The organism is Micromonospora lutea (assembly GCF_016863535.1).
Lineage (GTDB): Bacteria > Actinomycetota > Actinomycetes > Mycobacteriales > Micromonosporaceae > Micromonospora > Micromonospora lutea.
In genome coordinates this window covers 131058-144678 of the sequence record NZ_BOPB01000005.1, presented here as the reverse complement: position 1 = coordinate 144678, position 13621 = coordinate 131058, and the positions used below count along the sequence as shown (strand labels likewise).

Genomic DNA, 13621 nt, shown 5'->3' with positions numbered 1-13621 from the left:
CTGGTAGCTTATTGCCATAACTTTGCAAGAGCTAGAGGAGTGCAGATGGGTGCGGTGATCACCACCGCCCTGCCCAAGAGCCGGCCGGACCTGCTCGGTGTGGCCGCACAGCGTCGCCGTACCGGGATCTGGCTGTGCGCGCTGACGGTCGGGCTGATCCTCACCGGGGTGGCCGCCGTCGGCTCCGGCGCGATCGGCATCCCGCCGATCACGGTGGCCCGGATCATCGGGCATCACCTCGTCGGGGTGCCCGCCGAGGTGACCTGGACGCCGCCGCAGGAGGCGATCGTCTGGCAGGTCCGGCTGCCCCGGGTGCTGCTCGGCATGCTCGTCGGTGCCGGGCTGGCCGCGTGCGGGGTGGCGTTGCAGGCCATGGTCCGCAACGTGCTGGCCGACCCGTACCTGCTGGGGATCAACTCCGGTGCCTCCAGCGGAGCCGCCGCCGCGATCCTGTTCGGCGCGGGCGCCGGCTTCGGGCAGTACGCCCTGTCCACCAGCGCCTTTCTCGGCGCGCTCGGCGCGTCGCTGCTGGTCTTCCTGATCGCCCGCAGCGGCGGCCGGGTGACCTCGATCCGGCTGCTGCTCTCCGGCGTCGCCGTCGGCTACGCCCTCTACGCCACCACCAGTTTCCTGATCTTCGCCTCCGGCTCGGCCGAAGGGGCCCGTTCGGTGATGTTCTGGCTGCTGGGCTCCCTCGGGCTGGCCCGGTGGAACGTCCTGCTGCTGGTCGCCGCGGTCGTGCTGTGCGGCATGATCGGCTACCTGACCGTCGTCGGTCGACGACTCGACGTGCTGGCCATCGGCGACGAGACCGCGCAGACCCTGGGCGTGGCACCCGACCGGTTCCGGCTCCGGCTGCTCGTGCTGGTCTCGCTCAGCGTGGGCGTGCTGGTTTCCGCTGCCGGCAGCATCGGTTTCGTCGGTCTCGTCGTGCCACACCTGGCCCGCCGCATCGTCGGCGCCCCGCACGTACGCGTGGTGCCGGTGGCCGCGCTGCTCGGCGCCATCCTGCTGGTCTGGGCCGATGTGCTCGCCCGGGTGCTGCTGGCCCCTCAGGAGATCCCGATCGGCATCATCACCGCCCTGCTCGGCGCCCCGTTCCTGCTGGTCCTGATCCGTCGTCTGCACGCCACCGGCGCCTGAGCGCCCGATGAGCCGAGGAGCATCGATGAAGGCAACCCGACTCGCCGTCACCGTGACCGCGTCCGCCCTGGTGCTGCTGGTCGCCGCCTGTGGCGGCACTGCCGAGCAGTCGGCCACGGCCGGCCCGGGATACCCGGTCACCGTCACCAACTGCGGCGTGGACGTGACCTTCGACGCCGCGCCGGAGCGGATCGTCCTGCTCAAGAGCGCGGCCGTGCCGTACCTGCAGGCGCTCGGCGTGATGGACCGGGTCACCGCCCGCGCCGGGCAGTACCCCAAGGAGTACTACGACGCCGCGACCCTCGCCGCGCTGGACCGGATCCCGCTGCTGACCGACAAGACCGACACCAGCGGCCACCTGCAGATCTCCAAGGAGGTGGTGATCAGCCAGGAGCCCGATCTGGTGCTCGGCGAGGTGGACAACCTCTCCCGCGACAGCCTCTCGGCGGTCGACATTCCGCTGCTCGAAGAGCCGGCGATGTGCCCGGACAACACCACCACCCCCAGCTTCGACGACATCTACCGGCAGATGGAGACCTACGGTCGGGTGTTCGGCCGCGAGGCGGAGGCGGCCTCGGCGGTGGGCGCGCTCCGGGACCGGATGGCGACCATCCAGGCCGCCGCGGGTACGGCGTCCGGTCGTACCGCGGCCGTGCTCTACCCGACGGTCGGCGGCGGCACCACGTACGCGTACGGCTCCGCCAGCATGGCCCACCCGCAGCTGGAGGCGGCCGGCTTCCGCAACGTCTTCGGCGACACCCGGGAACGCGTCTTCGAGGTCACCGTGGAGGAACTGCTCGGCCGCAACCCGGACGTGCTGATCCTGCTGTACAGCGACGGCGATCCCGCCGCGGTCGAGCAGGCCCTGACCGGTCTTCCCGGCGCTGAGAAGCTCAACGCGGTCCGCGACGGCGCGGTGATGACCCAGCTGTTCAACTTCACCGAGCCGCCGACCCCGTTGTCGATCGACGGCCTGGAGCGGATCGTGCAACGGTTCAAGGTCGAATCGTGATCCGGGCGACCCAGGTTTCCTGGCGCTACGGCGTCAACCCGGTGATCGACGGGGTCAGTGTGACCGCGCGACCGGGCCGCGTCCTCGGCCTGATCGGCCCCAACGGCAGCGGCAAGACCACGCTGCTGCGGCTGCTCTACGGCGCGCTGCGCAGCAGCACCGGGCGGGTCGTCGTGGACGACGACGACCTGGCCGCGCTGCCGTCGCGGGAGGCCGCGCGTCGCCTGGCGGTGGTCGTGCAGGAGACCGGCGGCGAGACCGCCCTCACCGTGGCGGAGCTGGTGCTGCTGGGCCGGGGTCCGCACCTGGGCACCTTTCAACGCACCGGGCGGGCCGATCATGAGATCGCGGCCGAGTGCCTGGCCCGGGTCGGTGCCGCCCACCTGGGGTCACGTCCGTTCGCCGGCCTCTCCGGCGGTGAACGCCAGCGGGTGCTCATCGCCCGGGCGCTGGCCCAGCAGGCCACCCATCTGCTGCTCGACGAGCCCACCAACCACCTCGACATCCGCTACCAGCACGAGATCCTGCGGCTGGTACGCGACCTCGGCACCTGCGCCGTCGTCGTGCTGCACGACCTGAACCTGGCCGCCCGCTACTGCGACGACCTGGTGCTGCTCGGCCGGGGCGGGGTCGCCGCCGCCGGCACCACCGACGAGGTTCTCGACCCCGATCTCCTCGAACCCGTCTACGGCATCGGCATCCAGCGTCTCGACCTCGACGGTGCCATCCACCTGCTGTACCACCCGGCCCACCTGCCCGCCGTCGAAAGGACCGCCGCATGAGCGAGCGCAATCGAACAGCCGACACCCAGGAGCGGATCAACACGTACTGGACCGAGCGGGCGCCCGGCTACGACGAGTACCAGCAGCGTCCCGACCGCCTGGCCGAGGACACGCGGGCCTGGTCGCAGGTCTGGGCGCAGGCGCTGCCCCCGGCGCCGCTGGAGGTGCTCGACGTCGGCACCGGCACCGGGCAGGTCGCCATGGTGCTGGCCGGGCTCGGTCACCGGGTCACCGGCATCGACCTGGCCGAGGGCATGCTGGCCCAGGCCCGCCGGCACGCCGCCACGGTCCCCGGCGGCCCAGTCATCCGACCCGGCGACGCGGTGCACCCGGATTTTCCACCCGCCAGCTTCGACGCCGTCGTCAGCCGTTACCTCATGTGGACGCTGCGTGAACCGGAGACCGCGGTGGCGAACTGGGTCCGCCTGCTGCGCCCCGGCGGCACGGTCGCCGTGGTCGACAGCACCTGGTTCCCCGACGGCCTGGACAACGCTTCGGAGAACTTCGCCGACCACTACGACAGCCAGGTCCGGGCGGCGTTGCCGCTGGCCGCCGCGACCTCCATCGACCAGACCGTGTCGGTGCTCGAACGCGCGGGGCTCACCGGGGTCACCGCCACGCCACTGACGTCGATCTTCGAGCTGGACCGGCGTTTCGGTGTCGCGCCCAACCACGAGCACCGGATGCAGTACCTCATCTCTGGTCGGGTCTGAGCAGGCCCGCGAGCCCGGCCCGGCGGTGATCGTCAGGATCAGCGCCGGACCGGGGCGGACCGCCGTCAGAAGTCGTCGTCGAAGGCGACCGTGCCGGTGACCCCGACCTGATAGGCCGACACCCGTCGTTCGAAGAAGTTGGACAACTCCTGCACGTCCTGCAACTCCATGAAGGCGAACGGGTTCGTCGACCCGTACAACGGTTCGATCTCCAACTGCGCCAACCGGCGGTCCGCGACGTGTTGGAGGTACTCGCGCATGTCTGTCAGGGAGAGCCCGGACACGCCCTGTTCGAGCAGGTCGGCGGCGAACTGCACCTCACACTCGACAGCTTCGGCCAGCATGTCCCGGACCTGCTGCCGCATCTCGTCGTCGAACAGGTCCGGCTCCTCGGCGCGTACGGTGTCGACCACGTCGAAGGCGAAGGCCATGTGCATCGACTCGTCCCGGAACACCCAGTTGGTGCCCGAGGCCAGACCGTGCAGCAGCCCCCGGGACCGCAGGAAGTACACGTAGGCGAAGGCGCCGTAGAAGAACAGCCCCTCGATGCAGGCGGCGAAGCAGATCAGGTTCAGCAGGAACGCCCGCCGGTCCTCGCGGGTTTTCAGCTCCCGTAGCTCGAAGATGGAGTCGATCCACCTGAAGCAGAACTCGGCCTTACGCGCGATCGACGGGATGTTCTCCACCGCCGCGAACGCCTCGAACCGTTCCCGCTCGTCCGGCACGTAGGTGTCCAGCAGGTTCAGGTAGAACTGGACGTGCACCGCCTCCTCGAACAGTTGCCGCGACAGGTAGAGCCGGCCCTCCGGCGAGTTGACGTGCTGGTAGAGGTTGAGCACGAGGTTGTTGGCGACGATGGTGTCACCGGTGGCGAAGAAGGCGACGAGCCGGGACACCAGATGCTGCTCCGCCGGGGAGAGCTTGGCCAGGTCGGCCAGGTCGGAGTGCAGGTCGACCTCCTCGACGGTCCAGGTGTTCTTGATCGCGTCCTTGAACCGGTCGAAGAACTGCGGGTAGCGCATCGGCCGCAGGGTCAGGTCCATACCGGGGTCGAGCAGCATCTGCCGCTTGTCGGTGCTGGTGTCGGAAACAGTCGTCATTGGCACGCCTCGCAGCTCTCGGGGTTCTCCAGGGAGCAGGCCGCCGCTTCCGCGTCGCGGGCCGCGACGACCGGCGTGATCCCGACGGTGGCCTGCTGGATGCGGGTCGCGGGACGCGACCGCAGGTAGTAGGTGGTCTTGAGCCCGGCTTTCCAGGCGTACAGGTACATCGAGGAGAGCTTGCCGATGGTCGGCGCGCTCAGAAACAGGTTCAGCGACTGCGACTGGTCGATGAACGGGGCACGGGCCGCAGCCAGGTCGATCAGCGCCCGCTGGGGCAGCTCCCACGCGGTACGGAACAGCTCCCGCACCTCCGCCGGCAACTCGGCGAGACCCTGCACCGACCCTTCGGCCCGTTTGATCTGCTCCCGGATCGACGCCGTCCACAGTCCGCGCGCCTTCAACTCCCGGACCAGGTAGGTGTTGATCTGGAGGAACTCCCCCGACATCGTCTCGCGCTTGAACAGGTTGGACACCTGCGGCTCGATGCACTCGTAACAACCGGCGATCGACGCGATCGTGGCGGTCGGCGCGATCGCCACCAGCAGCGAGTTGCGCAGGCCGTGCCGGGCGATCCGCTCCCGCACCGCCGCCCACCGCGGCGTCTGCGTCACCTCCGCGCCCCACAGGTCCGGATGCAACTCACCCTTCGCGGCACGGGTTTCGGCGTACGCCGGATGCGCGCCGAACCGTTCGGCGAGCCCGGCCGACGTCTCCAACGCGGTCAGGAAGATCTCCTCCTGCACCCGGGTCGACAACTCCCGCGCCCGCGCCGAGTCGAACGGCAGACGCAGCGTGAAGAACGCGTCCTGCAAGCCCATCAACCCGAGCCCGACCGGACGCCACCGCGGATTCGACACCGCCGTCTGCTCGGCCGGGTAGTAGTTGATGTCGATCACCCGGTCGAGGAAGACCACCGCCGTGCGTACCGTGGCGCGCAGCTTCTCCCAGTCGACGCCGTCGGCGGTGACGTGCGCGGCCAGGTTGACCGACCCCAGGTTGCACACGGCCGTCTCGGTGTCGTTGTTGACCTCCAGGATCTCCGTGCACAGGTTCGACAGGTGGATCGTGTTGCCGGGCGCGCCGGTCTGGTTGGACAGCCGGTTCGCCGCGTCCTTGAACGTCATCCACCCGTTGCCGGTCTGCGCGAGCGTACGCATCATCCGGCCGTACAGGTCGCGGGCCTTGACCGTGCGGACGGCCTTGCACTCCGCCGCCCGGTACGCCTCGTCGAACGCCGCACCGAACAGGTCCGGCAGCTCGGGCGCGTCGGACGGGTCGATCAGCGACCAGTCGCCGTCCGCCTCGACCCGCCGCATGAACTCGTCGGGGATCCAGTTGGCCAGATTCAGATTGTGGGTACGCCGGGACTCTTCCCCGGTGTTGTCGCGCAGCTCCAGGAACTCCTCGATGTCCGGGTGCCACGGCTCCAGGTAGACGCAGGCCGCGCCCTTACGACGGCCGCCCTGGTTGACCGCCGCCACGCCGGCGTCGAGGGTCTTGAGGAACGGCACGATGCCGTTGGACCGGCCGTTGGTGCCCCGGATCAGCGCACCCCGACCCCGGACCCGCGACCAGGAGATGCCGATGCCGCCGGAGAACTTCGACAGCCGCGCCACCTGGTGGTAACGCTCGTAGATCGAGTCGAGTTCGTCGCGCGGCGAGTCGACCAGGAAACACGACGACATCTGGGTGTGCCGGGTGCCCGAGTTGAACAGCGTCGGTGAACTCGGCAGATACGCCAAACTCGACATCAGCCGGTAGAACCCGATCGCCTCGTCCGGGGTCTGCGACAGTCCGCAGGCGACCCGCAGCAGCCAGTACTGGGGCGTCTCCACCACCAGGCGGGTCTGCGGATGCCGCAGCAGGTACCGGTCCGCGACCGTGCGCAGCCCGAAGTACTCGAACCGCAGGTCACCGTCCGGGTCGACCGCATCGTCCAGCTCGCGCGCATGGTCGGCCACGAACGCCGCGGTCGTCTCCCCGATCAACCCCAGGTCGTACGCGTACCGGATGGACTGGCTGAAGCTGTCCACCTGCTGGCCCCGGACCTCGGAGTCCACGTACGCGGCCAGCAGCCGCGCCGCCAACTTCGAGTACTGCGGCTCCGTACCGATCAACTCGGCGGCCGTCTGGATGGACAGCTTGTCCAGTTCGGCGGTGGTGGCACCGTCGTACAGCCCGCTGATGGTCTTCGTGGCCACCCGAAGTGGATCGACCTCGTCGAGGCCGGTCACCCACCGCTCCACCGCCCGGACGATCTTGTTGACGTCCACCGCTTCCGTGGCGCCGTCGCGTTTGCGGACCTGCATCACCTGCCGGCGCTGCTCCGACACACCTGTGTCGGAGGCCGGCATCTCCCGCACGACCGTCACGTCTCTCTCCTCGCGCCGTCTGCTCAGGGCCTCGGACACGCGGGGAGGACGCCACGGCACCACGCCGGCAGGCGCGACCGTCGATGGCGTCGGCCGTCCCGCGCGGCCTGCGGCCGCCGCCCACGAGTGCGGGCGGCGTGCTGGCAGGTCTTCGGACTCGTGGGCGTGCTCGCGCGCTCCTACTGGCCGTCGCTTCCCAGGCCGGAGCCCAGTGCTGTGTGACGGCGGTCGTTCCCACTCACCGCTGCGGGGCAGCCCCGGATTCCCACCGGGTTCCCTCTTGCCTCGGCACCCCGGATGGGCGCCGAACCAGCTACAGGTGACACCATATATGGGCCGCCAACGAACACAAGACACCAGATGGTGTGTCGGCGTGTCTCACAGCGGACGCCCCTCCGGATCCGCGCTCGCGCGAGCCGGAAGGTTTGACGTGTGCTGCCATGCTGGCCGCGTGAAGCCCAACCTGGATCGAATCCCAGGACAGCAGGACCGACTCGCGGAGGAGATCCTCGCCCGCGCGCCGCGACGCATCGAGCAGACCTTCGTACGCTCCCTCGACCCCGCTGCCGCGCTCGCCCTCGGCCGCTACGGCACCCGCCTCGCCACCCTGGCGTTGCGGCAGAAGTCGGTCGGCCTACTGCGCCGCTCGGTGCTGGCGACCGGGCTCGCCAGATGTCTGGCGTCCGATGACGACCGGGACATCATGGTGGCGCTGGCGGTGCCGTGGATCGTGGCACAGCAGCTCGGAACATCCCCGGCCGAGGCGTTCGCCACGGTCAGCGCCACTCTTCCGGAGGGGCCGACAGCCCGCCTGGTCCAGGCTTTCGGTGCCCGTACCGACATCACCCTGAAAGCCTTCGGCTGGGAGCTGGTGACAACCGCCGACGGCCCGGACTTCCGTCCGGTGCCCTGGTCGCGCTCGCCGCAGGTGCCGGACATGCGGTGACGGCACCCGCGTGCCGAAACTGCCTCCGGCTGGGCCCTCGACGCGCTACGGCGTCCCCCAGGAACACCGCGTCCAAGCGGTGAACCGGGTGGTCAGCTCGCCCGGATCGGCGGCCGGCAAGTCGTCCAGCGCAGCCGTGAGCAACGCGCCCACGTACATCGACAGCCCGATGCGATCCCGGCCGTACGCCTCGCCGAGCCGCACCCGCGCCGGAGCGCACGGCCACACCGGTTCGCCGTCGCAGGTGCCGCACGTCCACTGCGGCCGGCGCGGCACATGCTGGTCGCCGAGGCGGCCGGGCAGGGCGTCGACGGCACGACCGATCCGGACAGCCTCAGCCGCCATAGCGTCGCGGTAGCGCACAGGTCGCCCGGTCATGCCGGCCACCGCGGGTCACGCCGCGCCTGGTCGAGCAGGCGTCGCCGGGCCGCATCCTGCTCGATCTCCTGCCACCGTTGCCCGGTGCCGGCCGGCGGCACGGACCGCCGCCACGGCCACCACCGGAACCTGCGCCACACGCCCACCGCCACCACCTCCGCCAGGTCGGAAAGGGGTGGCGGCGCTGCACGGGGGAACACCACCGCCACCCACAAACATCGTGCGATGACGGTGTACGCCCAGGTCAGAGACGCGTGTCCGCTACGGGTTGACGGACAGGCCCAGGTCGCGGACAGCTGCGTCCACCTGCCCGGCCAGGCGTCGTGACGCCGTCGACACCGCGATGGAGCGTGCCCGCTCCAGCACCTGCAACGCCGAACCGCTGTCCCCGGCCCGGCCGTGGGCGATGGCGAGGTGCACGAGGTGCCGGCCGTGCCAGTCGGCGCTCTCGGCCGTCTCGTCCACCCCGGCCGTGCCGACGGTCAACAGCTCGATGGCCCGGTCGTTGGCCCGCGCGTCCCGGTCGCCCAGGTACCGCCACACGATTCCCTGCTGTACCGCGTAGAAAGCCGGGGTGTACCAGTACCCCCACGCGGGCAGCGGCGTCTCTGCCGCCTCTGTGGCCAGGTCGGCGGCCCGCGTGAGCATCTGCCGCACCTCGGTCGGGCACGCCCCGGCCATGGCCAGCCCACGCGCCTCCTGGCCGGCGGAGTACGCGCGCAACGCCGTGTTGGCACGCGGATCATCCCGGGCGGCCCGGGACAGCCCGATCATCTCCGGCAGGTCCCCGCGACCCTCCGCCCGGTGGCCCTGGAAGGACAGCACGGTCGCCGTCAGGTCGGCGTTGCCGGCCTCTGTGGACCATTGCAGGCTGCGGTCCAGCCATACGCGGGCGGTCCGGTCGTCACCGTTGGCGATACCGAGCCAACCGGCGAACTGCGCCCACTGCGCAGCCATGTCGACCACCGCCGGCCGCACCTGGTGGCCAGCCTCGCGCAGCAGCGACACGATCGTGTCGAGTTGGACGCGCACGGGCGGTAGGACGGCTGCGGCACCGATGGAGTCCTCCAGCCGCCGGTATCCGGCGAGCACCTCGCCCAGGATGCGAACGCCGGCCAGGTCGACACGGCCCGAATGCGCGGCGACGTAGGCGGCCCGCCGGCCCCCGTCGAAAACGTCGACGACCATGGCGGCGAGCGCACCACCAGCGGCCAACGCGTCATCGAGGCGGGTGGCGACGTCGACGGCGGGCCGGGTTTGCCCTGTCTCCAGCTGATGGATGACGCTCTTGCCATGGCTCACCGCAGCGGCCAGCTGGCGCAGCGACAGACCACGTTCACGGCGTAGCCGGGCCAGCTCAGCAGGGAAACGCGGGTCGACGATGGTGTGTGCGCGTGGTGGCATGGTGTTGCTCCCGCGTGGAGGACCACGGCTGGCCAACCGGCCTCCACACCGGCGGGCCGACACAGTCGACATTACTCAGTAGCGGCACGCCACGACAGCGGTCGACCCGCGAACCGGGCAATGTCGGAGGCGACACCAACAACCTGCCCGGCACGGGCGTCCTGTTCGCCTACTTGGCGTTGAAGTAGCTGGCCTCGGGGTGGTGGACGACGATGGCGTCGGTGGCCTGCTCCGGCATCAGCTGGAACTCCTCGGACAGTTGCACACCGATCCGCTCGGCACCGAGCAGGTCCACGATCTTCGCCCGGTCCTCCAGGTCGGGGCAGGCCGGGTAGCCGAACGCGTACCGGCAGCCCCGGTAGTCGGTGCGCAGCATACCTGCCAGATCCGCCGGGTCGTCGTCGGCGACGGTACGCCCGTCAGGCAGCCTCAGCTCGGTCCGGATCCGCTTGTGCCAGTACTCGGCGAGGGCCTCGGTGAGCTGCACCGACAGGCCGTGCACCTCCAGGTAGTCGCGGTACTCGTTGCGGGCGAACAGCTTCGCCGCGTACTCGCTGACCGGGTGACCCACGGTGACCAGCTGCAACGCGACCACGTCCAGTTCCTCGCCGCGCGGGCGGAAGAAGTCGGCCAGGCACAGCCGCCGCTCCTGCCGCTGCCGGGGGAAGGTGAACCGGGCCCGCTCGGAGTGCCCGTTCTCGTCCAGGACCACCAGGTCGTTGCCCTCGGAGTAGGCCGGGAAGAAGCCGTACACCACGGCCGCCTCCAACACCTGGTCGGCGATGAGCCGGTCCAGCCAGTAACGCAGCCTCGGCCGGCCCTCGGTCTCCACCAACTCCTCGTACGACGGGCCCTTGCCGCCGCGCGCACCGCGCAGCCCCCACTGGCCCATGAAGGTGGCCCGCTCGTCCAGCAGCGCCGCGTAGTCCGCCAGCGGCACCCCCTTGACCACCCGGGTGCCGTGGAACGGCGCGACCGGCACCGGCACGTCGACCGCGACATCGGAGCGTACCGAGGCGTCATTCAGCTCCGGCAGCGACTCGGCGACCATGGCACGCTGCCGCTCACGGCGGGCCCGCCGAGCGGCGAGAGCGGCCTCCCGCTCAGGATCGATGACCGGCGCGCCGCCCCGCTTGGCGGTCATCACCCGGTCCATCAGCGACAGACCTTCGAAGGCGTCGCGGGCGTAGTGCACCTGGCCGGGGAACATCGATCGCAGGTCGTCCTCGACGTACGCCCGGGTCAACGCCGCGCCACCGAGCAGGACCGGCCAGCGCTCCGCGACCCCGCGCGACGCCATCTCGACCAGGTTCTCCTTCATGATGACGGTGCTCTTGACCAGCAGGCCCGACATGCCGATGGCGTCGGCTCGGTGCTGCTCGGCGGCGTCGATGATGGCGGAGATCGGCTGCTTGATGCCGATGTTCACCACCTCGTAGCCGTTGTTGGACAGGATGATGTCGACCAGGTTCTTGCCGATGTCGTGCACGTCGCCCTTGACCGTGGCGAGCACGATCCGACCCTTGCCACCGTCGTCGGCCTTCTCCATGTGCGGCTCGAGGTACGCCACCGCAATCTTCATCACCTCGGCGGACTGCAACACGAACGGCAACTGCATCTGACCGGAGCCGAACAGCTCACCGACGACCTTCATGCCGTCCAGCAGGATGTCGTTGATGATGAGCAGCGGGGCGGTGCCAGCGGCCATCGCCGCGTCGAGGTCGGCCTCCAGGCCGTTGCGCTCGCCGTCGATGATCCGCCGCTTGAGTCGCTCGTTCAGCGGCAGCGCCGCCAGCTCCTCGGCACGGGTGGCGCGCGCCGAGGCGGCGTCCACGCCCTCGAATGCCTCGATGAACCGCTGCACCGGGTCGTAGCCCTCCCGACGCCGGTCGTAGATCAGGTCGAGGGCGACCTCGCGCTGCTCGTCGGGGATCTTCGACATCGGCAGGATCTTGCTGGCGTGCACGATCGCCGAGGTGAGCCCGGCCTGCACGCACTCGTGCAGGAAGACCGAGTTGAGCACCTGCCGGGCCGCCGGGTTGAGCCCGAACGAGACGTTCGAGATGCCCAGCGTGAAGTTCACCCCGGGCCAACGGCGGGCGATCTCCCGGATCGCCTCGATGGTCTCCAACCCGTCGCGGCGGGTCTCCTCCTGCCCGGTGGCGATCGGGAAGGTCAGCGCGTCGATGAGAATGTCCGAGCGACGCAGCCCCCACCGACCGGTGAGGTCCTCGATCAGCCGCCCGGCCACCCGCACCTTCCACTCCGCCGTACGGGCCTGGCCCTCCTCGTCGATGAGCAGCGCGACCACGGCCGCGCCGTGCTCGGCGACCACCGGCATCACCCGCGCGTAGCGGGAGCCGGGGCCGTCGCCGTCCTCGAAGTTGACCGAGTTGACCACGCAGCGTCCGCCGAGCATCTCCAGACCGGCCTCGATCACCGCCGGCTCGGTCGAGTCCAGCATGACCGGCAACGTGGAGGCGGTGGCGAACCGGCCGGCCAGCTCACGCATGTCGGTGGTGCCGTCACGGCCGACATAGTCGACGCAGAGATCCAGCAGATGCGACCCGTCGCGGGCCTGGCCCCGGGCGATCTCCACGCAGGCCTGCCAGTCGGCGGCGAGCATCGCCTCCCGGAACGCCTTGGACCCGTTGGCGTTGGTCCGCTCCCCCACCATCAGCACACTGGCGTCCTGTGCGAACGGCACGTGATGGTAGATCGAGGAGACACCCGGGTCGGTGCGCGGCTCGCGGGCCACCGGCCGCACGTCACGCAGCCGCTCGGCAAGCACCCGGATGTGCTCGGGGGTCGTGCCACAGCAGCCGCCGACCAGCGCGACGCCGTAGTCGAGGACGAAGCGTTCCAGCGCGTCGGCCATCTCGTCGGGGCTCAGCGGGAAGTACGCCCCGTCGGGGGTGAGCACCGGCAGCCCGGCGTTCGGCATCACCGACACGGGGATGCGGGCGTGCTGCGACAGGTAGCGCAGGTGTTCGCCCATCTCGGCCGGCCCGGTCGAGCAGTTGAGGCCGATCAGGTCCACGCCGAGCGGCTCGATGGCGGTCAGCGCCGCGCCGATCTCGCTGCCCAGCAGCATCGTGCCGGTGGTCTCGACCGCCACGTGACAGATGATCGGGACCGTACGGCCCGCCTCGGCCATCGCCCGCTTGGACCCGATCACCGCCGCCTTCACCTGGAGCAGGTCCTGGCAGGTCTCGATGATCAGGGCGTCCACGCCGCCGGCGATCAGGCCACCGGCATTGCGCTGGTACGCGTCGCGGAGGCTGGCGTACGAGGCATGGCCGAGGGTCGGCAGCTTCGTACCCGGACCGATCGAACCGAGCACCCACCGCGGTCGATCCGGCGTCGAGTACGCGTCGGCGGTCTCCCGGGCCAGCCGTGCCCCCGCCTCGGACAGCTCCCAGATCCGGTCGGCGATGTCGTACTCGGCGAGGTTCGGCAGGTTCGCACCGAAGGTGTTCGTCTCCACACAGTCCGCGCCCGCCGCCAGGTACGCCTCGTGCACCCCGCGTACCACGTCCGGCCGGGTGACGTTGAGGATCTCGTTGCACCCCTCCAGACCGTCGAAGTCGTCAAGGGTCAGGTCCGCAGCGTGCAACATCGTGCCCATCGCACCATCGGTGACGAGGACCCGGTCTGCCAGCGCATCGAGCAACGAAGTACCCACGACCTCAGGTTAGTGCGGCGAAGCGGGCCTGCGTCCAGGCGTACCGTCCGATCCCACATTGTGTCGTCGGGATCACGTTGCCG

General features: G+C 70.2%; 11 protein-coding genes and 1 riboswitch. Of the genes, 5 read left to right on the top strand and 6 right to left on the bottom strand.

What is annotated here, in order from left to right:
- The first annotated feature begins 45 nt into the window (after positions 1 to 45).
- From Vlu01_RS05995 to Vlu01_RS05980, 4 genes are read left to right on the top strand one after another with little or no spacing between them, the layout of a single operon-like run.
- Positions 46 to 1143: a FecCD family ABC transporter permease gene (locus Vlu01_RS05995; RefSeq protein WP_203995203.1), complete on the top strand. Its 1098-nt coding sequence runs from the start codon at positions 46 to 48 to the stop codon at positions 1141 to 1143.
- Positions 1144 to 1168: 25 nt separating this feature from the next.
- The gene (locus Vlu01_RS05990; RefSeq protein ID WP_203995200.1) at positions 1169 to 2155 is read left to right on the top strand and encodes an ABC transporter substrate-binding protein; all 987 of its coding nucleotides are present in this window, start codon (positions 1169 to 1171) and stop codon (positions 2153 to 2155) included.
- Positions 2152 to 2937 (top strand): ABC transporter ATP-binding protein, encoded by a 786-nt coding sequence (locus Vlu01_RS05985; RefSeq protein ID WP_203995197.1) that lies wholly within the window; start codon positions 2152 to 2154, stop codon positions 2935 to 2937. Before Vlu01_RS05990 ends, Vlu01_RS05985 begins: the two co-directional genes overlap by 4 nt.
- Positions 2934 to 3650: a class I SAM-dependent methyltransferase gene (locus tag Vlu01_RS05980; protein ID WP_203995194.1), complete on the top strand. Its 717-nt coding sequence runs from the start codon at positions 2934 to 2936 to the stop codon at positions 3648 to 3650. The genes Vlu01_RS05985 and Vlu01_RS05980 overlap by 4 nt, the downstream gene beginning before the upstream one ends.
- Positions 3651 to 3715: 65 nt before the next feature.
- On the opposite strand, the gene Vlu01_RS05975 is transcribed toward Vlu01_RS05980, so the two are convergent.
- Complete coding sequence (locus tag Vlu01_RS05975) at positions 3716 to 4750, bottom strand: ribonucleotide-diphosphate reductase subunit beta (RefSeq protein ID WP_203995191.1); 1035 nt, start codon at positions 4748 to 4750, stop codon at positions 3716 to 3718.
- The gene (locus tag Vlu01_RS05970; RefSeq protein WP_239095736.1) at positions 4747 to 7107 is read right to left on the bottom strand and encodes a ribonucleoside-diphosphate reductase subunit alpha; all 2361 of its coding nucleotides are present in this window, start codon (positions 7105 to 7107) and stop codon (positions 4747 to 4749) included. Before Vlu01_RS05970 ends, Vlu01_RS05975 begins: the two co-directional genes overlap by 4 nt.
- Positions 7108 to 7250: 143 nt before the next feature.
- Positions 7251 to 7454, bottom strand: a riboswitch (cobalamin riboswitch).
- Between the two features lie 122 nt (positions 7455 to 7576).
- Here Vlu01_RS05970 and Vlu01_RS05965 point away from each other — a divergent pair.
- Positions 7577 to 8071, top strand: a complete 495-nt coding sequence (locus Vlu01_RS05965) for a hypothetical protein (protein WP_203995186.1) — start codon at positions 7577 to 7579, stop codon at positions 8069 to 8071.
- Between the two features lie 45 nt (positions 8072 to 8116).
- Here the strand turns inward: Vlu01_RS05965 and Vlu01_RS05960 are convergent, their stop codons facing one another.
- From Vlu01_RS05960 to metH, 4 genes are all read right to left on the bottom strand, one after another.
- Positions 8117 to 8416: a hypothetical protein gene (locus Vlu01_RS05960; protein WP_239095719.1), complete on the bottom strand. Its 300-nt coding sequence runs from the start codon at positions 8414 to 8416 to the stop codon at positions 8117 to 8119.
- A gap of 29 nt (positions 8417 to 8445) precedes the next feature.
- Positions 8446 to 8658, bottom strand: coding sequence for a hypothetical protein (locus Vlu01_RS05955; protein ID WP_203995443.1), 213 nt, complete (start codon positions 8656 to 8658; stop codon positions 8446 to 8448).
- A 52-nt stretch (positions 8659 to 8710) separates the two neighbouring features.
- A complete protein-coding gene (locus Vlu01_RS05950; protein ID WP_203995184.1) occupies positions 8711 to 9853 on the bottom strand; it encodes a helix-turn-helix domain-containing protein in 1143 nt (380 codons plus the stop codon).
- 169 nt (positions 9854 to 10022) lie between these two features.
- Positions 10023 to 13538 (bottom strand): methionine synthase, encoded by a 3516-nt coding sequence (gene metH / locus Vlu01_RS05945; protein ID WP_203995182.1) that lies wholly within the window; start codon positions 13536 to 13538, stop codon positions 10023 to 10025.
- Positions 13539 to 13621: the final 83 nt, after the last annotated feature.